The 19044-nt window shown below is 72.8% G+C and carries 22 protein-coding genes; 14 read left to right on the top strand and 8 right to left on the bottom strand.

Annotation, left to right across the window (positions count from 1 at the left end; genetic code table 11):
- Positions 1–35: 35 nt before the first annotated feature.
- The 3 genes from abc-f to J2N69_RS07590 all read left to right on the top strand — a co-directional run bounded on the left by abc-f (position 36) and on the right by J2N69_RS07590 (position 3163).
- Positions 36–1634: a ribosomal protection-like ABC-F family protein gene (gene abc-f, locus J2N69_RS07600; protein WP_127910571.1), complete on the top strand. Its 1599-nt coding sequence runs from the start codon at positions 36–38 to the stop codon at positions 1632–1634.
- 366 nt (positions 1635–2000) lie between these two features.
- Entirely contained in the window at positions 2001–2222 is a 222-nt protein-coding gene (locus J2N69_RS07595; RefSeq protein WP_055550175.1) for a helix-turn-helix domain-containing protein, read from the top strand.
- A 137-nt stretch (positions 2223–2359) separates the two neighbouring features.
- The gene (locus tag J2N69_RS07590) at positions 2360–3163 is read left to right on the top strand and encodes an enoyl-CoA hydratase/isomerase family protein (RefSeq protein ID WP_230900048.1); all 804 of its coding nucleotides are present in this window, start codon (positions 2360–2362) and stop codon (positions 3161–3163) included.
- A 24-nt stretch (positions 3164–3187) separates the two neighbouring features.
- Here the strand turns inward: J2N69_RS07590 and J2N69_RS07585 are convergent, their stop codons facing one another.
- On the bottom strand, positions 3188–3907 hold the full coding sequence (locus tag J2N69_RS07585; RefSeq protein WP_230900047.1) for a nucleopolyhedrovirus P10 family protein: 720 nt from the start codon (positions 3905–3907) through the stop codon (positions 3188–3190).
- A gap of 158 nt (positions 3908–4065) precedes the next feature.
- Between J2N69_RS07585 and J2N69_RS07580 the strand changes: the two genes are divergently transcribed.
- Genes J2N69_RS07580 through amaP form a run of 5 tightly spaced genes read left to right on the top strand, consistent with a single transcriptional unit; the run spans position 4066 to position 6317 of the window.
- On the top strand, positions 4066–4491 hold the full coding sequence (locus J2N69_RS07580; protein ID WP_230904625.1) for an Asp23/Gls24 family envelope stress response protein: 426 nt from the start codon (positions 4066–4068) through the stop codon (positions 4489–4491).
- A 31-nt stretch (positions 4492–4522) separates the two neighbouring features.
- Positions 4523–4708: a hypothetical protein gene (locus tag J2N69_RS07575; protein WP_205037565.1), complete on the top strand. Its 186-nt coding sequence runs from the start codon at positions 4523–4525 to the stop codon at positions 4706–4708.
- A gap of 3 nt (positions 4709–4711) precedes the next feature.
- The gene (locus J2N69_RS07570; RefSeq protein ID WP_230900046.1) at positions 4712–5056 is read left to right on the top strand and encodes an alkaline shock response membrane anchor protein AmaP; all 345 of its coding nucleotides are present in this window, start codon (positions 4712–4714) and stop codon (positions 5054–5056) included.
- Positions 5053–5733 carry a DUF6286 domain-containing protein gene (locus J2N69_RS07565; RefSeq protein WP_230900045.1) on the top strand — a complete coding sequence of 227 codons (681 nt, stop codon included), beginning with the start codon at positions 5053–5055 and terminating at the stop codon, positions 5731–5733. The genes J2N69_RS07570 and J2N69_RS07565 overlap by 4 nt, the downstream gene beginning before the upstream one ends.
- A gap of 5 nt (positions 5734–5738) precedes the next feature.
- Positions 5739–6317, top strand: coding sequence for an alkaline shock response membrane anchor protein AmaP (gene amaP / locus J2N69_RS07560; RefSeq protein ID WP_230904624.1), 579 nt, complete (start codon positions 5739–5741; stop codon positions 6315–6317).
- A gap of 28 nt (positions 6318–6345) precedes the next feature.
- On the opposite strand, the gene J2N69_RS07555 is transcribed toward amaP, so the two are convergent.
- The 6 genes from J2N69_RS07555 to J2N69_RS07530 all read right to left on the bottom strand — a co-directional run bounded on the left by J2N69_RS07555 (position 6346) and on the right by J2N69_RS07530 (position 11827).
- Positions 6346–7101 (bottom strand): SDR family oxidoreductase, encoded by a 756-nt coding sequence (locus J2N69_RS07555; protein WP_230900044.1) that lies wholly within the window; start codon positions 7099–7101, stop codon positions 6346–6348.
- A gap of 4 nt (positions 7102–7105) precedes the next feature.
- The gene (locus tag J2N69_RS07550) at positions 7106–8890 is read right to left on the bottom strand and encodes a glycoside hydrolase family 15 protein (protein ID WP_230900043.1); all 1785 of its coding nucleotides are present in this window, start codon (positions 8888–8890) and stop codon (positions 7106–7108) included.
- Between the two features lie 54 nt (positions 8891–8944).
- Entirely contained in the window at positions 8945–9733 is a 789-nt protein-coding gene (locus J2N69_RS07545; protein ID WP_230900042.1) for an SURF1 family cytochrome oxidase biogenesis protein, read from the bottom strand.
- Positions 9734–9813: 80 nt separating this feature from the next.
- Entirely contained in the window at positions 9814–10047 is a 234-nt protein-coding gene (locus J2N69_RS07540; protein ID WP_188339667.1) for a hypothetical protein, read from the bottom strand.
- Between the two features lie 92 nt (positions 10048–10139).
- Entirely contained in the window at positions 10140–11135 is a 996-nt protein-coding gene (locus J2N69_RS07535) for a DEDDh family exonuclease (protein WP_230900041.1), read from the bottom strand.
- A gap of 56 nt (positions 11136–11191) precedes the next feature.
- Positions 11192–11827, bottom strand: a complete 636-nt coding sequence (locus J2N69_RS07530; RefSeq protein WP_230900040.1) for a TetR/AcrR family transcriptional regulator — start codon at positions 11825–11827, stop codon at positions 11192–11194.
- A 127-nt stretch (positions 11828–11954) separates the two neighbouring features.
- On the opposite strand from J2N69_RS07530, the gene J2N69_RS07525 reads away from it, so the two are divergent.
- The 6 genes from J2N69_RS07525 to J2N69_RS07500 all read left to right on the top strand — a co-directional run bounded on the left by J2N69_RS07525 (position 11955) and on the right by J2N69_RS07500 (position 17987).
- On the top strand, positions 11955–12752 hold the full coding sequence (locus tag J2N69_RS07525) for an acetoacetate decarboxylase family protein (RefSeq protein WP_230900039.1): 798 nt from the start codon (positions 11955–11957) through the stop codon (positions 12750–12752).
- A gap of 1 nt (position 12753) precedes the next feature.
- Positions 12754–13638 carry an SDR family NAD(P)-dependent oxidoreductase gene (locus J2N69_RS07520; protein WP_230900038.1) on the top strand — a complete coding sequence of 295 codons (885 nt, stop codon included), beginning with the start codon at positions 12754–12756 and terminating at the stop codon, positions 13636–13638.
- A 33-nt stretch (positions 13639–13671) separates the two neighbouring features.
- Positions 13672–14973, top strand: coding sequence for an amidohydrolase family protein (locus J2N69_RS07515; RefSeq protein WP_230900037.1), 1302 nt, complete (start codon positions 13672–13674; stop codon positions 14971–14973).
- Positions 14970–16208, top strand: a complete 1239-nt coding sequence (locus tag J2N69_RS07510; protein WP_230900036.1) for an amidohydrolase family protein — start codon at positions 14970–14972, stop codon at positions 16206–16208. Before J2N69_RS07515 ends, J2N69_RS07510 begins: the two co-directional genes overlap by 4 nt.
- A gap of 100 nt (positions 16209–16308) precedes the next feature.
- Positions 16309–17220, top strand: coding sequence for a sterol desaturase family protein (locus J2N69_RS07505; protein WP_230900035.1), 912 nt, complete (start codon positions 16309–16311; stop codon positions 17218–17220).
- The gene (locus J2N69_RS07500) at positions 17217–17987 is read left to right on the top strand and encodes a lysoplasmalogenase (RefSeq protein ID WP_230900034.1); all 771 of its coding nucleotides are present in this window, start codon (positions 17217–17219) and stop codon (positions 17985–17987) included. The genes J2N69_RS07505 and J2N69_RS07500 overlap by 4 nt, the downstream gene beginning before the upstream one ends.
- Here J2N69_RS07500 and J2N69_RS07495 read toward each other — a convergent pair.
- Positions 17894–18976: a CopD family protein gene (locus J2N69_RS07495; RefSeq protein ID WP_408056686.1), complete on the bottom strand. Its 1083-nt coding sequence runs from the start codon at positions 18974–18976 to the stop codon at positions 17894–17896. The genes J2N69_RS07500 and J2N69_RS07495 overlap by 94 nt on opposite strands.
- Positions 18977–19044 lie beyond the last annotated feature (68 nt).

Genomic DNA, 19044 nt, shown 5'->3' with positions numbered 1-19044 from the left:
CCTCTCGCCGTCCACCCTGTTCAGGAGTACCCCCCGTGATCACCGCTTCCGGCATCGAGCTGCGCGCCGGCGCCCGCATCCTCATCGAGAACGCCTCCTTCCGCATCGCGAAGGGCGACCGCATCGGTCTCGTCGGCCGCAACGGCGCGGGCAAGACCACCCTCACCAAGTGCCTCGCGGGTGAGGGCATCCCCGCCGGCGGCACGATCTCCCGTTCCGGCGAGGTCGGCTACCTCCCGCAGGACCCCCGCACCGGCGACCTCGACGTCCTCGCCCGCGACCGCATCCTCTCCGCGCGCGGCCTCGACACCCTGATCCGCAAGATGCGCGAGAACGAACAGCGCATCGCGAACGGCCAGGGCTCGACGCGCGACAAGGCCATGAAGCAGTACGAGCGCCAGGAGACGGAGTTCCTCACCAAGGGCGGGTACGCCGCCGAGGCCGAGGCCGCCACCATCGCCGCCGCGCTCAACCTCCCCGACCGCGTGCTCGGCCAGCCCCTGCACACGCTCTCCGGTGGTCAGCGCCGCCGTATCGAGCTGGCCCGCATCCTCTTCTCGGACGCCGACACGCTCCTGCTCGACGAGCCGACCAACCACCTCGACGCCGACTCGATCGTCTGGCTGCGCGACTACCTCAAGACGTACCGCGGCGGCTTCATCGTGATCTCCCACGACGTCGACCTCGTCGAGACGGTCGTCAACAAGGTCTTCTACCTCGACGCCAACCGCTCCGCGATCGACGTCTACAACATGGGCTGGAAGCTCTACCAGCAGCAGCGCGAGTCCGACGAGAAGCGCCGCAAGCGCGAGCGGCAGAACGCCGAGAAGAAGGCGTCCGCCCTGCACTCGCAGGCCGACAAGATGCGCGCGAAGGCCACCAAGACCGTCGCCGCCCAGAACATGGCCCGCCGCGCGGACAAGCTGCTCGCCGGCCTGGAGGCCGAGCGGAAGTCCGACAAGGTCGCCAAGCTCCGCTTCCCCGAGCCCTCGCCGTGCGGCAAGACGCCGCTGATGGCCGAGGGCCTGTCGAAGTCGTACGGCTCGCTGGAGATCTTCACCGACGTCGACCTCGCGATCGACAAGGGCTCGCGCGTGGTCATCCTCGGCCTCAACGGCGCGGGCAAGACCACCCTGCTGCGGCTGCTCGGCGGCGCCGAGAAGCCCGACACGGGCCAGGTCATCGAGGGCCACGGCCTCAAGCTCGGGTACTACGCCCAGGAGCACGAGACCCTGGACCCCGAGCGCACGGTCCTGGAGAACATGCGCTCGGCCGCCCCCGACCTCGACCTCGTCGAGGTGCGCAAGACGCTCGGCTCGTTCCTCTTCTCCGGCGACGACGTCGACAAGCCGGCGGGTGTGCTCTCCGGCGGCGAGAAGACCCGCCTCGCGCTCGCGACCCTCGTCGTCTCCTCGGCCAACGTCCTGCTGCTCGACGAGCCCACCAACAACCTCGACCCGGCCAGCCGCGAGGAGATCCTCGGCGCCCTGCGCACCTACAAGGGCGCGGTCGTCCTCGTCACCCACGACGAGGGCGCGGTCGAGGCCCTCCAGCCGGAGCGGATCATCCTGCTGCCGGACGGCGTCGAGGACCTGTGGGGCCAGGACTACGCGGACCTCGTCGCGCTCGCCTGAGCCCGCCCGTCCGCGGCGTCCACTTCGCGTGATCGAACCACTGATCCACTGCGTATGGATCATTCGGCCGAGCGGTGATCCCTCATCTGTGTGAGCCGTCCTCGTACCGAGGTGTGTCATACACGGATTTCGTCGTCGTCGGGGCATGGTGCCGGGCATCTCCCCGGCACCCCGCTGACCTGGTGATTCGTCGCGCGGTTCGGTCGGTCGTACGGAATTCAGCGCGCGGAATGGCTGCTTCCGCTCGTGGTGGACCCTTCCCGCGCGGCAAACCTCGTCGTACCGACCTTGCCGAATGGGTGGCCAGGAAGCCCGGGAGGGGTGATCATGAGAAGTCCAGAGCGCACTTCCCATGAGGAGGCACGGGTGGCCGAGACTCTGAAGAAGGGCAGCCGGGTGACCGGCGCCGCGCGCGACAAGCTCGCGGCAGACCTGAAGAAGAAGTACGACGGCGGTGCGAGCATCCGGGCGTTGGCTGAGGAGACCGGCCGTTCGTACGGGTTCGTGCACCGCATGCTCAGTGAGTCCGGCGTCACGCTGCGGGGACGCGGCGGGGCGACGCGAGGCAAGAAGGCCGCCGCCGGCTGACGGCAGGCGCGGCCCGCTGTACCCATGGTCCGATGGTGGCCACCCGGTCGATCGTGTGAGCGGTCGGGTGGTTACTGTGCAGTCACTTACGGGCGCTCCCGAGTGCCCGGCCCGACCGCACCCCATCGGAGGCACCCATGGCTTCGTCCGACAGCGAGCTCGCACCGGTTCTCGACAAGGACGGCGTACGCCTCACCATCGACGAGGCCGTCGCCACGGTGACGCTGACCAATCCGGCCAAACGGAACGCCCAATCTCCCGCGCTGTGGAGGGCGTTGGCCGAGGCTGGTCAGCTGCTGCCGGGCAGCGTCCGCGTCGTAGTGCTGCGCGGTGAGGGCAAGTCCTTCTCCGCGGGCCTGGACCGGCAGGCGTTCACGCCCGAGGGTTTCGACGGCGAGCCGTCCTTCATCGACTTGGCGCGCGGCGAGGACGGTGTCCTCGACGCCACCATCGCCGAGTACCAGGAGGCGTTCACCTGGTGGCGGCGCAGCGACATCGTGTCCATCGCCGTCGTGCAGGGCCACGCCATCGGTGCTGGCTTCCAGCTCGCGCTCGCCTGCGATCTGCGGATCGTCGCGGACGACGTGCAGTTCGCCATGCGCGAGACCAGTCTCGGCCTGGTCCCCGACCTGACCGGCACGCACCCGCTGGTGGGGCTCGTCGGCTATGCCCGCGCGCTGGAGATCTGCGCCACCGGCCGCTTCGTCCACGCGGACGAGGCCGAGCGGGTGGGCCTCGCCAACCTCGTCGTGCCCGGCGACCAACTGGCCGCAGCCGCCCAGGACTTGGCCGCCGCGCTGATCTCCGCGCCGCGCGACGCGGTCATCGAGACCAAGGCACTGCTCCAGGGCGCCACGGGCCGTTCCTACGAGGAGCAGCGCGTCGCCGAGCGCGCCGCCCAGGGCCGCCGTCTGCGCGACCTCGCGGGCCTCGGCGACTGACCCGCGCCGCACGTCACGTCCCGGCTAGTCCACGGCGGTGACCAGCACGGCCACCGAAGGGTGGTCCGGCAGCGCCTCACCGACCGCCGCGCGGACCGCGAGCGCCACGTCCAGAGCGCGGTGCTCCCGGCCCGTGGCCAGCTCCACGCGCGCGTGGCGGCGCGGCAGCGCGCCGTCACGCGCCGGGTGCTCCTTGATGTGCACGGCCGGGCCGAGCGCGCCGGTCAGCCGGGTCACGCCGGGCACCGCGAGCGCGGCTTGCCCGGCGCGCGCCTCCTCGCCATCGCCCGCGGGCGGCTGAGCGGCGGGCGGACGGGGCGCCTCCTGACGTCCGTCCGTGAGGTCGGAGCCCTCGTCCAGCAGCGCCGTCACCCGTAGATCCACCTCCGCGACCACCAGGCCGAGCCGCTGTGCCGCCTCGCCGAGCGCCGCGCGCAGCCGGTCCGCCGCGGCCGGCAGCGGCAGGCCGGTGGCGGCCGCGAAGTCCGCCGTGATCCGCAGCGGCCCGGGCGGCAGCGCGCTCGGCGGGGGCGGCACGGCCGGGGCGCAGGCGGCGTCCGGATCGGCCAGGGCCACGCGCAGTCCGCCCAGGCGCACGCCGGTGATCCGTTGCGCCGCATGGCGCAGCACGCCGTCCACCGCGGCTTCCGTCACCCATGTGCCGTCCCGCGCGCCACCCAGCGGCAGTACCCTGCCGAGGCCCAGTCGGTGGCGTACCGCCTCGGTCAAACCGTCACCTGTCATGGTTCCACCCTGCCGCATCCCTGGAGCGCCGCAGCCCAACTCGTCCTAATGTGGGCAAAGAAAGCAGATCCCCCTTTTTCGGAACGGACGGGACCGCGATGACCGACATCGGAGAGCGGAAGACGTCTCAGACGCTGCAGAAGGACCCGAACCAAGGCATGGCGGGCGCGACCGCGCGCGGCGGCGGCGACCCCGGGGGCCGGGGCCGCACCACCATCGCCGACGGGGTCGTGGAGAAGATCGCCGGGCTCGCCGCGCGTGACGTCGAAGGCGTGCACGCGATGGGCGGCGGCCTGGCGCGGACCTTCGGCGCCGTGCGCGACCGGGTCCCCGGCGGCGGCACGAAATCCGTCACGCGCGGGGTGAAGGCCGAGGTCGGCGAGGTGCAGACCGCGCTCGACCTGGAGATCGTCGTGGAGTACGGCGTGCCGATCACCGATGTCGCGCAGGACGTACGCGAGAACGTGATCGGCGCCGTCGAGCGCATGACCGGACTCGAGGTCGTCGAGGTGAACATCGCGGTGAGCGATGTGAAGCTGCCCGACGAGGACGACGAGGACGAGCCCCAGGGCCGCCTGCAATGACACTTCAGCCGCGTCTCGCTAAGGAGCGCACATGAGCATGGCCGTGATCGGCATGGTGGCGGGAATGGCACTCGGCTTCGCCGGATACTTCGGCGGCTTCGGGGCGTTCCTGCTGGTCGCCGCCCTGGGCGCCGTCGGCTTCGTGGCCGGCCGGTTCCTGGACGGGGACCTGGAGCCCGGCGAGTTCTTCCGCACGCGCGGCGACCGGCGGGGTTGACCGGTGGCGGCACAGGTCACGGCCGGGGAGCGCGGCGCCACCCGGATCGCCGACCGGGTCGTCGCGAAGATCGCCGCGCGGGCGGCGCGTGAGGCGGTGGAAACGGTGCCGGACGGCGGCTCCCCGCCGCGCGCCTCCGTCGCCGTGCGGCACGACACCGCCCGCGTCCGCGTCAGCCTCGAACTGGACTATCCCTGCGACATCGGCCGGCAGTGCGGTGCCGTACGCCACCAAGTGGCCGAGCGGGTAAGGACGTTGGCGGGGATGGACGTACCCGAGGTGGTGGTCCACGTGGAGCGGCTGCACTCGGCGCGAGTCCGCGCCGCGGCACAGGGGAGGGCACGATGAGCCAACCCCCACAGCCCCCGTCCAGCGGCGCCACCCAGTCGATGCCGGTCACCGGACCGGCCGACCGCGGCGAGGACCCGACGGCCGCAGCCGGTGACCCGCACCCGCTGCCCACGCTCACCGGCGCCGACACCAAGGCGCCCCGGTTCTGGTCGCCGCGCCGGGTGCCCGCGGCCGTCCTCGCCCTGCTGGCCCTGGCCGGTACGGGTTTGCTCCTGTACGACGTCGTCGCCGTACGCGCCGGGCACCCCGCGATGCACTGGCGCCGCGCACTCGCCCGGCAGCTGGGCGAGCGGCCCCTGGACGACACGTGGGTGCTCGTCGGGGCCGCCGTCGCCGCCCTCGTCGGACTGTGGCTCCTCGTGCTCGCCGTCACGCCGGGGCAGCGCGCGCTGCTGCCGATGCGGCGCACCGACCCCGACGTACGCGCCGGGCTGCACCGCGGCGCCGCCGCCACGGCACTGCGCGACCGGGCCATGGACGTGGCGGGCGTGCAGAGCGCCCGGGTACGCATGACGCGTTCCAAGGCGGGCGTGCGGGCCGTCGCGCACTTCCGTGATCTCGACGACGTACACCGCGACCTGGAGGCCACACTGGCGGAGGGCATCCGCGAGCTCGGCCTCGCGCGCACCCCGAGGCTCTCGGTCCATGTCGCCCGGCCCGGAAAGAAGGGGTGAGCACCATGCTCCGCACGGTCAACCGCGTGCTCCTCGGCCTCGCCGGGGTCGTGCTGCTCGTCATCGGTGGTTCGGTGCTGGCCGTCGGGCTCGGCGCCTCGCCGCCCTCCTGGTGGTTCCACGACGGCCGGCGCGACGTCCTGCTCAGTGCCGCCGACCGCACGCGCTGGCGGGACGAGGGATGGTTCTGGCCCACGGTCATCGCCGTGCTGGCGCTGCTCGTGCTGCTCGCTCTGTGGTGGCTCTCGGCGCAGCTGCGCAGGCGCCGCCTCGCGGAGGTCCTGGTGGAGAGCGGCGACGGCGAGGGCGCGCTGCTGCGCGGACGCGCCCTGGAGAACGTCCTCGCCGGGGAGGCCGAGACCCTGGACGGCGTCGAGCACGCCCAGGCGGCCCTGAGAGGGCGGCGCACCGCACCACGGGCGCGCGTGGGCCTCACCCTCACGCCCGACGCGACGCCCTCCGACACGCTGCACCGCTTCTCCTCGGAGGTCCTCACCCGGGCCCGGGACTCGGCGGGCCTGGCGAGTCTGCCCGCCACGGTGCGGCTGCGCGGGGTCAGGCACCGCGCGGAGCGCGTGAGTTGACCCCCGCGCGGGCCGACCCGTGCCGGACTCAGAAGCCGCTGCGCGCTCCGCCGTCCACCGGCACCATGACCCCCGTCACGTACGAGGCGGCGGGCGACAGCAGGAACGCCGCCGCCCGGCCGAACTCCTCCGGTGTGCCGTAGCGGCGCAGCGGGATGCCCGCCTCGTTGGCCGCGCGGGTCGCCTCCGGGTCCGGGGAGAGGCCGTCGAGCTGACGCATGCGGTCGGTGGCGATGCGGCCCGGCAGCACACCGACGACGCGGATGCCGCGCGGGCCCACCTCGTCCGCCAGGGACTTGGCGAAGCCGGCGAGCCCAGGCCGCAGACCGTTGGAGATCGTCAGGCCCGCGATCGGCTCGTACACCGAACCGGAGAGCACGAAGGCGATGACGCCGCCCTCGCCCAGCTCCGCGGCGGCCGCGCGGGCGAGCCGCACCGCGCCGAGGAAGACCGTCTCGAAGGCGGCCTGCCACTGCTCGTCGGTGTTGTCCGCGACGAAGCCGGGCGGCGGCCCGCCGACGCTGATCAGTACGCCGTCGAAGCCGCCGAAGTGCTCGCGCGCCGCCGCGATCAGCCGGCCCGCGGCGGCCGGGTCGGCGTTGTCGGCGGCGACCCCGGCCGCGTTCGGGCCGAGGCCGGCGGCGGCCTCGGCGACGGTCTTCTCGTCCCGCCCGGTGACGACGACTTTCGCGCCGTCCGCGACGAGCTGCCGCGCGGTGGCGTTCCCGAGGCCGCGGGTGGCGCCGGTGACTACGTAGACACGGTCCTTCAGTCCAAGATCCATGGCCCTATTTTTCCGCCTCCTCACCGAAGAGCGCGAGGGCGGTGTTCACCAATCCGATGTGGCTGAACGCCTGCGGGAAGTTGCCGAGCTGACGGCCGGAGACCGGGTCGTACTCCTCCGCCAGCAGCCCTACGTCGTTGCGCAGGGAGATCAGGTGCTCGAACAGCTCGCACGCCTCCTTGGTGCGTCCCGTCATGTGCAGCGCGTCCACCAGCCAGAACGAACAGACGAGGAAGGTGCCCTCCGTGCCGGGCAGACCGTCGATCTCCTTCTGGTCGGAGGTGTAGCGGCGCAGCAGACCGTGGTGGGTGAGGTCCGCGCGGACCGCGTCGATGGTGCCGATGACGCGCGGGTCGTCGGGCGGCAGGAACCCGGTGTGCGGGATGAGCAGCAAGGAGGCGTCCAGTTCCGTGGAGCCGTAGGACTGCGTGAAGGTGTTGCGCTGCGGGTCGTAGCCCTTCTCGCACACCTCGCGGTGGACCTCGTCCCGCAGCTGACGCCAGCGGTCCGGGTCGCCGCGCAGCTCCGGGTTCTCCTCCAGGGCCCGCACCGCCCGGTCGGCGGCGACCCACACCATCACCTTCGAGTACACGAAGTGGCGGCCGGGCCCGCGCACCTCCCACAGTCCCTGGTCGGGCTCGCGCCACTTCTCCCGCAGGAACTCCAGGAGGCTCAGCTGGAGGTTCCAGCCCGGCGGGCGCGTGGTGAGGCCGGAGCGGTGCGCGAGCGCGAGGGAGTCGATGACCTCGCCGTACACGTCGAGCTGGAGCTGTTCCACGGCTTCGTTGCCGATGCGGACGGGCGCCGAGCCCTCGTAGCCGGACAGCCACGGAACCTCGTACTCCGGAAGGCGCCGCTCACCGGCGAGGCCGTACACGATCTGGAGGTCGGCGGCGCTGCCCGCGACCGCCCGCAGCAGCCAGTCCCGCCAGGCCTCGGCCTCCTCCAGATAGCCCGCCATCAGCAGCGCGCCCAGCGTGAGGGTGGCGTCGCGCAGCCAGCAGTAGCGGTAGTCCCAGTTGCGTACGCCACCGATCTCCTCGGGCAGGGAGGTGGTGGGCGCGGCCACGATGCCGCCGGTCGGGGCGTAGGTGAGCGCCTTGAGGGTGATCAGGGAGCGCATCACCGCGTCGCGGTAGGGGCCGTCGTACTGGCAGCGCGAGGACCAGGCGTGCCAGTCCTCCAGGCAGTGGCGCAGCGACTCGTACGGGTCGACGACGGGCGGGCGCGGCTCGTGCGAGGGGTGCCAGGTGAGGACGAACGCCACCTTCTGCCCCTCCTCGACGGTGAACTCGGAGTAGGTGCCGAAGTCGTGGCCCCAGGTGCGCACCTCCGGTTCGCTGCGCAGCCACACGGAGTCCGGGCCCGCGACGGCGACGCGGTGGCCGTCCACCTTGCGCATCCACGGCACGACCGAGCCGTAGTCGAAGCGCAGCCGCAGCGTGCTCCGGACGGTGACGCTGCCCCTGAGGCCCTCGACGATGCGTACGACGTCGGGGGCGCGGTCACGCTGCGGCATGAAGTCCGTGACGCGGACGGACCCCTCCGCCGTGTCCCACTCGGAGTCGAGGACGAGGGAATCCCCGCGGTAGGCGCGGCGGGTGCAGGGGCCGGCGTCCTTCGGGGCGATGCGCCAGTGGCCGTTCTCCTCGTTGCCGAGCAGCGCGGCGAAGCAGGCGGCGGAGTCGAAACGGGGCAGGCAGAGCCAGTCCAGCGAGCCGTCCCTGCCGATGAGGGCGGCGGTCTGGTGGTCGCCGATGAGTGCGAAGTCTTCGATAGGTCGGGACACGCAGAACGGGTTCCCTGGGGAGTGCCCTGTCAATCGACGGGGCCGCGGGGGGCTCTACGCGGGTGCCGGCGCCTTCTCCTGGACGGGAGCCTCCGCCGCGGCGGCCCGGTCACGGCGCTCCCTGCGGACCAGCACCACCCAGCCGACGGGGACGCCCGCGGCGAACAGCCACCACTGGACCGCGTACGCCATGTGCGCGCCGATGCCGCTGTGGTCCGGTTCGCCGATCAGTTCGGGGGAGCCGTCGCGGGGCGCGGGGGAGGTCAGCTCGACATAGCCGCCGAGGACCTGCTTGCCGAGGCTGTCGGCCTGCTGGCCGCTGCTGATCAGCATGATCTGACGGTCCGGCAGGCCCCGGACGTCCTTGATGCCGCTGGCCGCGGACGTCTCGTCGGCCATCAGGCGGCCGGTGACGGTCACTTCGCCCTTGGGCGGGGCGGGGATCTTCGGGAAGGCGGTCTGCGGGCCGTCCGCCGGGACCCAGCCGCGGTTGACGAGCAGGACCTTGCCGTCGTCCAGGACGAACGGGGTCAGGACGTGGAAGCCGACCTCGTCGTCGTCGTTGGTGCGGCGCCGCACGACCACCTCGTGCTTGGTGTCGAACGTCCCCTTGGCGCTCACCCGGCGGTACAGGTCCGCCTTCGGCACCTCGTGCCCGGGGGAGGTGAGCCGCTCGGCCGGGACCGGGTCGGCGGCCAGCGCCTTGGCGATCCGCTCGTTCTGCGCGACGCGGTGCTCGTGCCGGTGCAGCTGCCAGAAACCCAGCTCGACCATCACGGGGATGAGAACGAGGGCGATCAGGGTGAGGATCACCCACTGCCGGGTCAACAGGAAGCGGTACACCCCACGACGGTACAACTCGGTCGCGGGGTGTCTCGACGTGGGGTGTCTCGACGTGGGGTGCCCGGAGGCGGGCGGCGGGCTCAGACCTTGTCGACGATGCCCACCCGCCCCTCCGCGCGCGAGCAGTGGGCGCCGCAGTACCAGTGGCCGTCCACCTCGACGCCCTGGCCGATGATGCGGCACCGGCAGTGCTCGCAGATGGGCGCCATGCGGTGGATGGCGCAGGAGAAGCAGTCGAAGACGTGCACGGCGCCTTGCGCGTGCACTTCGAAGGACATGCCGTAGTCGTTTCCGCAGACCTCGCAACGTGCCATGCGCCACAGGGTGGGGCGCGGCGGCGGTACGGAGCGGGTGGTGTGCGGGCGAGTCGCCCGCAATCACCCGTCTGACGGTCACCGCCCCGCCGTCACCCGTCCGTGGCCGGTGCCACGTCCTGGAGGAGCTGCCCGAAGGCGGCCTCGTCGACGACCGGTGTGCCGAAGGAGCGCGCCTTGACGGTCTTGGAGGTGCCCGAGTCCGGGTCGTTCGTGACGAGGAGGCTGGTGAGACGGGACACACTCGTCGCGATGTGCAGGCCCGCCTCGACCGCCCGGTCCTCCAGGAGGTCGCGCTCCACGGAGGTGTCCCCGGAGAACGCGACCCGCATGCCCTGCTTGAGCGGTTTGCCCGTTTCGTACCGCCCGGGGTTCGGGTACGGGCACGGCGGCCGCTTGCGCGAGGGGCGCCAACTCCCGGGCCGGTACGACGCGGAGGGCGTCGGTCCGGTCGACTGGCGGCCGATGCGGGGCACCCCGTCGGACCACTCGGTGAGCGGGCGGCACTCCAGGAGCGGCAGGCGCACATTGCCGCCGGCCGCCGCGAGCAGGCTCGGGCGGAACGCCTCGGCGAGCACGCGCGCGTCGTCCAGGGCGTTGTGCGCGTGGCGCTGCTCGACCCCGAAGTGCGCGGCCAGGGACTCCAGCTTGTGGTTGGGCAGCGGGAGCGCCAGCTCCTTGGCGAGCGCGATGGTGCACAGCCGCTGGCGCACGGGGGCGGTGCGCTCCGCGCGCGCGTACTCCCTGGCGATCATCGACCAGTCGAAGACGGCGTTGTGCGCGACCAGGACGCGTCCTTCGAGGCGGCTCGCGAACTCCTCGGCGATCTCCTCGAACAGGGGCGCGCTCGCGAGCACGTCACTGGTGAGGCCGTGAATCCACACGGGCCCCGGGTCGCGCCGGGGGTTGACCAGCGTGTACCAGTGGTCCTCGATCTCCCCCTGGGCGCCCACCCGGTAGACGGCCGCCGACACTATGCGGTCGTCGCGGGCCAGTCCGGTGGTCTCCACGTCGACGACCGCGTACCCCGTTGGATACGCGGCCGGCCAGGGGGCGGCGGACGCTGCGGTCGTGCGGTCTTCGAGCATGGTCCATGAGGATACGGGCCGCGACCGACAGTCAGCTCCCCGGTCGGCACCGGCAGTCAGCTCCCCGGCCCGAGCAGGCCCGTCACCAGAGCCTTGACGGAGGTGGTGAACAGCGCCTCCGGATCGAGGGGTCCGGCCAGCGCGCGGGCGAGCGCGGCGTCCTGCTCCGCCGTCCGCGCCGTCCACAGTTCGTCCTCGCGGGGGTGCTGCGCGGGCGCGCGTTCGCGGTTGCGTTCGACCAGGACGTGACCGACGACGAGGACCTGGACGGCGCGCACGGCGTCGGCCGCGCGGGCGCCGCGCAGCCCCGCCCCGTGCACCTCGTGGACCAGGGAGCGCTGGGCGGGCAGGAACATCCGCTCGGTCAGGCCGCGTTCGTGGACCATCGCCACCAGGTGCGGGCGGTCGAGCAGCCGGCGGCGCAGGGCGCGGGCCACGGAGACGACGCGCTGGGCCGGGGTGCGGCCGACGGGACGGATCTCCCCGAGGTCGGCGAGGGTGCGCTCGACGAGGGCGTCCAGGAGCGACTCGCGGTTGCCGACGTGCCAGTAGATCGAGGTGACGGCGGTGTCGAGCTCGGCGGCGAGGCCACGCATCGTCAGGGCCCGCGGACCGTGCCGCTTGACGAGGCGCTCCGCGGCGGCCAGGACGTCCTCCCGGCCGAGATGCGTCCGCGTCTCTTTACCCTTCACGGCTCCTGTTGTAACTCTGTTACAGAACCTCCGCAAGCCGATCCGCAAGCCCGACCCCCGCAAGTCCCGACCCCCGCAAGTCCCGGCCGCGGCCTCACCGGTCCGCGCTGACGAAGGGTGGTACGACATGGCACGCGTACGGTACGGGGCGCGCACCGAGGCGGAGACCGCCGCCGCGCGCACCGCGAGTTCCCGGCTCCCCGCCATCTGGTCCACGGGCGTCGTCGCCGTCTGGGAGAGCGATCCCGACGCGGTCGCGGCGGTCCTGCCGCCCCCGCTCAAACCCACCGGGCGCCCCCTGGTGCGGGCGAACATCAGCAGGGTGGACCTGCCCGGCTATCCGCTCGGCGCGGGCTCCGTGGCCGTCGCCGCCGAGCACGGGGGAGTGGCCGGCTGGTATCCGCTGGTGATGCCGATGACCCACGAGCGGGCCCTGATCGGCGGGCGCGAGGTCTTCGGCGAGCCGAAGAAGCTCGGCGACGTCCGGGTGGAGCGCGACGGCCTGGTCGTGCGCGCCTCCCTGGCCCGGCACGGCATCGCGTTCGTGGAGGTGCGCGGCGCGGTCGGCGGCGCGCTCCCCCTCCCCGAGCCGACCCGCAGGACCGACTTCTACTTCAAGTTCCTGCCCGCGGTCGACGGTTCCGGCTTCGAGGCCGACCCGGTGCTCGTGCACTGCGTACGCAACGAACAGGTCCGCAAGCTGGAGAGCGTCACCGGCGACGTCGTCCTGCGCGAGTCGATGTACGACCCGGTGGCCGATCTGCCGGTGCGCGCGGTCGTGGAGATCACCATCGGCGAGAAGACCACCGACCAGCAAGGCCGCGTCGTGGAGCGCGTCAGCGCGCAGGCCCTGCTGCCCTACATCCACCAGCGCTACGACGACCCCGCGCAGATCCTCGACGGCCCGCCCGAGGGGAGCGCCTGACATGGAACTGCGCGAAGGACAGGTCGCCGTCGTCACCGGAGCGGCGAGCGGCATCGGGCTCGCCATGGCGCGGCGGTTCGCGGCGGACGGCCTGCGGGTGGTCCTCGCGGACGTCGAGGAGGGCGCCCTGGAGAAGGCCGCCGCGGGCCTGCGCGCGGAGGGGGCCGCCGTGCACGCGCGCGTGGTCGACGTCGGGGCGCGCGAACAGGTCCTCGCCCTCGCCGACGAGACGTACGAGAAGTTCGGCGCCGTCCATGTGCTGTGCAACAACGCGGGTGTCGGTTCGGGCGCCGAGGGCCGCATGTGGGAGCACGACCCGAACGACTGGAAATGGGCCTTCGAGGTCAACGTCTGGGGTGTCTTCCACGGCATCCAGGCCTTCGTGCCCCGCATGCTCGCGGGCGGCGGGCCGGGGCACGTCGTCAACACCTCCTCCGGCGACGGCGGTATCGCGCCGCTGCCCACCGCCTCCGTGTACGCGGTCACCAAGGCGGCCGTGGTCACGATGACCGAGTCGCTGTACGCGCACCTGAAGGCGGAGCACGCGCGCGTGGGTGCCTCGGTGCTCTTCCCGGGACCCCACATGCTGCGCACCGGCCTGTGGGAGTCGCACCGCAACCGGCCCGACCGGTACGCCAAGTCGCGTCCCCGCAGGACGCCTTACCGCAGCCTCGACCAGTGGGAGGCGGCGATGAAGGAGGCCGGCCAAGAGGTGCGGTTCACGCCCGTCGAACAGGTCGCGGACTTCGTGGCGGACGGCATCAGGGCGGACCGCTTCTGGCTGCTCCCGGAGAGCGAGCACAGCGACCGGCAGATCAGGGCGCGGTCGCAGTCGATGCTGGACCGCACCGACCCGGCGTACCTCGAACACTTCATCTTGGACTGACTGGACTGGCCGGACTGAAGGGAGCGCCACCGAATGAGCGCCCAGGATCACCGGAATCCGCAGGACCCGTACCTGATCATCTCCTCCGACTGCCACGCCGGGCTCCCCACCGAGGAGTACCGCCCCTACCTGGACAGCCGCTTCCACCGCGCCTTCGACGACTTCCTCGGCGAGCGGGACGCCCGCCGCGAGGAGGCGACGCGGCTCGGCATCCGCAACGACGCGTTCGCCGCCAAGTGGTTCCACGACAACGAAGAGGGCCTGCGCGGCGGTTGGGACACCGCGCAGCGCCTCAAGGAGCTGGACGGCGACGGGGTGGCCGCCGAGGTCGTCTTCCCCGACGCGGACGCCGTGGACAGCCGGACGGCCGCCCCCTTCGGCGTGGGGCTCGGCCTCTCCGGCGACCAGGACCCCGACCTCGGCATGGCGGGGGCGCAGGCGCACAACCGCTGGCTCGCCGACTTCGTCTCCGAGCACCCCGAACGGCACTGCGGCGTCGCGCTGTTGCCGGTCACCGGCGAGGTCGACCGCGTGGTCGCCGAGATCCACCGCGCCAAGGAGTCGGGGCTCGGCGCGCTGATGATCCCCTCCATGTGGGTCGACAAGGCGCCCTACCACGACCGGCGCTACGACCCGGTGTGGGCGGCGGCCGCCGAGTGCGCGATGCCCGTCGTCACGCACTCGGGGGCCGCGCCCCGCCACGAGTACGGCGACCACCTGGGGATCTACGTCTCCGAAGTGACGTGGTGGCCCGCGCGCCCCCTGTGGTTCCTGCTCTGGTCCGGCGTCTTCGAGCGCCACCCCGGGCTGCGCTTCGGCGTCGCGGAGTCGGGCTGCTGGTGGCTGCCGAACCTCCTGTGGTTCATGGACCGCCTCTACCTCGGCGCGCACGGCGGCAAGAAGCTCTCCCCGTTCGCCGAGCTGAAGCGCCCGCCCCACGAGTACCTCGACCGGCAGATCTTCGTCTGCGCCACCAACACCAAGCGCCGCGAACTCGCCCAGCGCCATGAGATCGGCGTCGACAACATCCTCTGGGGCAGCGATTTCCCGCACCCCGAGGGCACCTGGCCCGACACGCGCGCGTGGCTGCGGAAGACCTTCCACGACATCCCCGTGGCGGAGACCCGCCGCATGCTGGGCCTCGCCGCCGCCGAGGTCTTCGGCTTCGACACGGAGAAGCTCGCGCCGCTGGCCCGCCGCATCGGCCCGACCCCCGCCGACCTGGGCCAGGACGCCGATCAGACCGGTGTGGAGGCCTCCTGGGCCCACTCGCGCGAGGTGGGCCGCCACTGGCTGACCGGCCACGACTTCCCCGCGCTGGGGGTGACCTCATGACGCGGGACCGCTACACCGTCATCTCCGCGGACTGCCACGCCGGCGCCGATCTCCTGGACTACAAGCCCTACTTGGCGTCCCGCCACCACGAGGCGTTCGACGCCTGGGCGGCCACGTACGTCAATCCGTACGAGGACCTCCTCGCCGACACCGCCGACCGCAACTGGAACTCCGACCGCCGCATCGCCGAACTCGAAGCGGACGGCATCGTCGCCGAGGTCGTCTTCCCGAACACCATCCCGCCGTTCTTCCCCTCGGCGTCGCTGATGGCCCCGGCCCCGACCCGCGAGGAGTTCGAGCTGCGCTGGGCGGGGCTGCGCGCCCACAACCGCTGGCTCGCCGACTTCTGCGCCGCCGCGCCGGGCCGCAGGGCGGGCGTCTTCCAGATCCTCCTGAACGACGTCGACGAGGCGGTGGCGGAGATCCGCCGCTCCGTGGCGGCGGGCCTCACGGGCGGGCTGCTGCTGCCCGGCACCCCGCCGGGCTCGGGCCTGCCGGAGCTGCACTCAGCGGCGTACGACCCGATCTGGGCGGCCTGCGCCGAGCTGGGCGTGCCGGTCAACCACCACGCGGGCTCCGCCTCGCCGCCACTCGGGGAGGAGCCGGCGGCGCGCGCGGTGTTCATGGTGGAGACGACGTGGTTCTCGCACCGGGCGCTGTGGCACCTCGTCTTCGGCGGCGCCTTCCGCCGCCACCCGGGCCTGCGGCTCGTCCTCACCGAGCAGGGCTCCGGCTGGATTCCCGGCGTCCTGGACATGCTGGACTACTACCACGCGCGCCTCGTCGCCGCCGCGACGACGACGCACACCGCCGGCACGGCCGAGTCGAAGTTCGGCGCGGGTCTCGCCGAGGCGATGGGCAAGGGGCCCTCCGAGGTGTGGCGCGAGAACTGCTTCGTCGGCGCCAGCTTCATGCGCCCGCACGAAGCGGCCCTGCGCCACCGCATCGGCCTCGAGAAGATCATGTGGGGCAGCGACTACCCCCACGACGAAGGCACCCACCCCTACTCGCGCGAAGGCCTCCGCGCCGCCTACGCGGGCCTGCCCGGGGACGAGATCGCGGCCATGGTGGGCGGCAACGCCGCCCGCGTCTACGGCTTCGACCTGGAGCGGCTCGGCCGCATCGCCGCGCGCGTGGGACCGACGGTCCAGGAACTGGACGAACCCCTCAAGGAGGCCCCCGCCGACGCGACGAGCCCGGTCTTCGCGCCAGGAGGGTCGGTACGGGTCTGGTGACGCTTTGGGGAGGATCACCAACAACTTCCCCCGTACCCCCGGTAATACTTGTCGGTAACCACCCCTAGTCGTGGACGAAGAGCCGTTCTACGGTGCACGCATGTCCCCGAACCTGCCCGATGTCGTGCTGTGGTCCGTCCCGGCCTTCGTGCTGCTCACCGTCGTCGAGATGGTGAGCCACCGGCTCCATCCTGCCGCCGACGGAGCCGCCGCGGGGTACGAGACCAAGGACGCCGCCACCAGCGTCACCATGGGCCTCGGCAGCCTCGTCTTCGACTTCCTGTGGAAGATCCCGATCGTCGCCGTCTACTCGGGTGTGTACGCGCTCACGCCGCTGCGTGTGCCCGTCCTGTGGTGGACGATCCCGCTGATGCTCCTCGCCCAGGACTTCTTCTACTACTGGTCGCACCGGGGCCACCACGTCATCCGCATCCTGTGGGCCTGTCACGTCGTGCACCACTCCAGCCGCAAGTTCAACTTCACGACGGCGCTGCGCCAGCCCTGGACGAGCCTCACCGTATGGCCGTTCTACCTGCCGCTCATCGCCTGCGGCGTCCACCCCGCGGCGCTCGCCTTCTGCTCGTCGGCCAACCTCGTGTACCAGTTCTGGATACACACCGAACGCATCGGGAAGCTTCCGCGCCCCTTCGAGTTCGTCTTCAACACGCCCTCGCACCACCGCGTGCACCACGCCTCCCAGGGCGGCTACCTCGACCGCAACTTCGGCGGCATCCTCATCATCTGGGACCGCCTGTTCGGCTCCTGGGTCGCCGAGACCGAGCGGCCCGTCTACGGCCTGACGAAGAACATCGCCACGTACAACCCGCTGCGCGTCGCCACCCACGAGTACGTCGCCATCGCCAAGGACCTGAAGAAGGCCACCAGTTGGCGCGAGCGGGCCGGGCGGATCTTCCGCGGCCCCGGCTGGCAGCCCACGCCCGCCGAGCCGCCCACGCCCGCCGTGCAGAGTGCCGAGGCGGCCCCCGCTCCTGTCGCCGAGCGCGCGGCGTGACGGCGCCACCCGCACCGAGGCTGCTCCTCGGGGCCTTCGGTGCCGCCGTGCTCGGCGACCTCGTCTCGCTCCTCGCCGACTGGGGCCCCGGCCACGCCGTCTGCAAGCCGCTGCTCATGCCGCTCCTCGCGGCGTACGTGTGGACCCGGGGCGGCCCGCGGCTGCTGGTCACCGCGCTCCTCTTCGGCTGGGGCGGCGACACCTTGTTGCTCTTCGACGCCGAACCCGCCTTCCTCGCCGGGATGGGCTCCTTCGCCGCCGGGCATGTCTGCTACCTCGTGCTCTTCAAGCGGTACGGCGACATCAGGCGGTACGCGGGCTCCGGCGGCGGCTCGCCCCGCGCTCGTGGGGCGGCGATCGTGGCCGCGTACGCCCTCGCGCTCCTCGGGACCGTGGCGCTGCTCTGGCCGGACCTGCCGGCCGACATGCGGGGCCCCGTCGCGGGCTACAGCCTGCTGCTCACCGCCATGGCGCTCGGCGCGACCGTCCTGGGGGCGGTGGCCGCGGCGGGAGGGGCGCTGTTCCTGGTGTCGGACACGCTCATCGCCACCGGGGTCGCCGACTGGCCGCAGCCGCCCCGGCCCGACTTCGCGATCATGCTCACGTACCTCGCGGCGCAGTACCTGCTGGCCCGGACCGTGCTGCGGAAAGCCGTGCCACCCGCGAGCGGGGATCACCAGCGGATCGGCACCGGCACCGCGGTCAGCAGCGCCGACAGCGCCACGACGACGCCCAGCGCGACCACTTCCCGGCGCGCGGGCGCGTAGGCACCGGCCCGGTCGGCCGCGCCGTGCAGCCGGCGGCGGGCCAGCAGCGCGAGCACCGCGACGACGGCGACGAGCAGCGCCTTGGCGAGCAGCGTGCGCCCGTACGCCGTCTCGGTGAGCTGGTCGGCGACCGTGCCCGGCGGCATCCGGCGCAGCGTGCTGACGGTCCCGGTCACGGTGATCGCCGCGAACAGCACGGCCGCCACGCGCGCGTAGAGCCCGAGAACGGCCACGGCCGCCTCCGGAGCTGCGCTCCGCCACTGCCGCAGTGTCCGCAGGACGTACAGCAGGCCGCCCACCCAGAGCATCCCGCACGTCAGATGGACGAGGGTCAGCCCGCTGCCGACCAGCGGGTGGTCCTCCACCGGGGGGTGGGCCCGCAGCGCCTCGGCGACGATCACCGCTGCCAGGGGGAGCGCCGCCGACGCGGGGCGCCGCGAGCGGGCGCACAGGGCGGCCACGACGAAGGCGTTGACCTCCAGGAGGGCGAGCCTGCCGTCGCGGGAGCCGGACAGCCGCCCGAGGTCCAGGTCCGAGAAGTGCTCGGGGACGAGGTTGCCGTTCGCCACGATCGCGGCGAGCGCCAGCGCCGCGGCGCACCCCGCCCACGCCGCGTACGCCGACCAGCAGCGGGGCGCCCGGTCCAGCGGCGCCCCCGGGACGCGCCGCGCGAGCCGCGTCGCGAACACCTCGCCCGCCTGCACGCACAGCGCCGCGAACATGACCGTCCGCAGGAACGTGATGCCGCTGATGCCGGGCGCCGGCGCCTCGCCGGTGCCGCGCAGCGCGGCCGAGGGCCCGAGCAGCGGGATCAGCGTGGCGGCGGCCAGCAGGACGAGCACGGCCACGGCGCGCCCGGCGGGCGGGCGGCGGCGCGGCGCGGCGAGCGGAGCGCCGGGAGGAGGGGCCGTCACCTCGGCCGCCACCTCGGCCGTCACTTCGGCTGCGGCCTCGCCCCCGGGCTCGGCGGACGGTCGTATGGAGCTCACCACAAGATCTTCACCAGGGGTCCGCGAGGCGGGCAACTCCTGTGGGACAAGTGGGGCAATGCCGTTCC

The organism is Streptomyces huasconensis, from assembly GCF_021028635.1.
GTDB lineage: Bacteria > Actinomycetota > Actinomycetes > Streptomycetales > Streptomycetaceae > Streptomyces > Streptomyces huasconensis.
Note: the sequence above shows the minus strand (reverse complement) of the source record. Positions and strands in the feature narration are given on the sequence as shown.

What these genes read in the sequence shown, in the direction of transcription:
- J2N69_RS07520 (WP_230900038.1), top strand. Translation starts at nt 12,754, where the DNA reads ATGGAACTGCGCGAAGGACAGGTCGCCGTCGTCACCGGAGCGGCGAGC.
- amaP (WP_230904624.1), top strand. Translation starts at nt 5,739, where the DNA reads ATGCTCCGCACGGTCAACCGCGTGCTCCTCGGCCTCGCCGGGGTCGTG.
- J2N69_RS07580 (WP_230904625.1), top strand. Translation starts at nt 4,066, where the DNA reads ATGGCGGGCGCGACCGCGCGCGGCGGCGGCGACCCCGGGGGCCGGGGC.
- J2N69_RS07565 (WP_230900045.1), top strand. Translation starts at nt 5,053, where the DNA reads ATGAGCCAACCCCCACAGCCCCCGTCCAGCGGCGCCACCCAGTCGATG.
- J2N69_RS07510 (WP_230900036.1), top strand. Translation starts at nt 14,970, where the DNA reads ATGACGCGGGACCGCTACACCGTCATCTCCGCGGACTGCCACGCCGGC.
- J2N69_RS07585 (WP_230900047.1), bottom strand. Translation starts at nt 3,907, where the DNA reads ATGACAGGTGACGGTTTGACCGAGGCGGTACGCCACCGACTGGGCCTC.
- J2N69_RS07535 (WP_230900041.1), bottom strand. Translation starts at nt 11,135, where the DNA reads ATGCTCGAAGACCGCACGACCGCAGCGTCCGCCGCCCCCTGGCCGGCC.
- J2N69_RS07540 (WP_188339667.1), bottom strand. Translation starts at nt 10,047, where the DNA reads ATGGCACGTTGCGAGGTCTGCGGAAACGACTACGGCATGTCCTTCGAA.
- J2N69_RS07505 (WP_230900035.1), top strand. Translation starts at nt 16,309, where the DNA reads ATGTCCCCGAACCTGCCCGATGTCGTGCTGTGGTCCGTCCCGGCCTTC.
- J2N69_RS07590 (WP_230900048.1), top strand. Translation starts at nt 2,360, where the DNA reads ATGGCTTCGTCCGACAGCGAGCTCGCACCGGTTCTCGACAAGGACGGC.
- J2N69_RS07555 (WP_230900044.1), bottom strand. Translation starts at nt 7,101, where the DNA reads ATGGATCTTGGACTGAAGGACCGTGTCTACGTAGTCACCGGCGCCACC.
- J2N69_RS07525 (WP_230900039.1), top strand. Translation starts at nt 11,955, where the DNA reads ATGGCACGCGTACGGTACGGGGCGCGCACCGAGGCGGAGACCGCCGCC.
- J2N69_RS07515 (WP_230900037.1), top strand. Translation starts at nt 13,672, where the DNA reads ATGAGCGCCCAGGATCACCGGAATCCGCAGGACCCGTACCTGATCATC.
- J2N69_RS07575 (WP_205037565.1), top strand. Translation starts at nt 4,523, where the DNA reads ATGAGCATGGCCGTGATCGGCATGGTGGCGGGAATGGCACTCGGCTTC.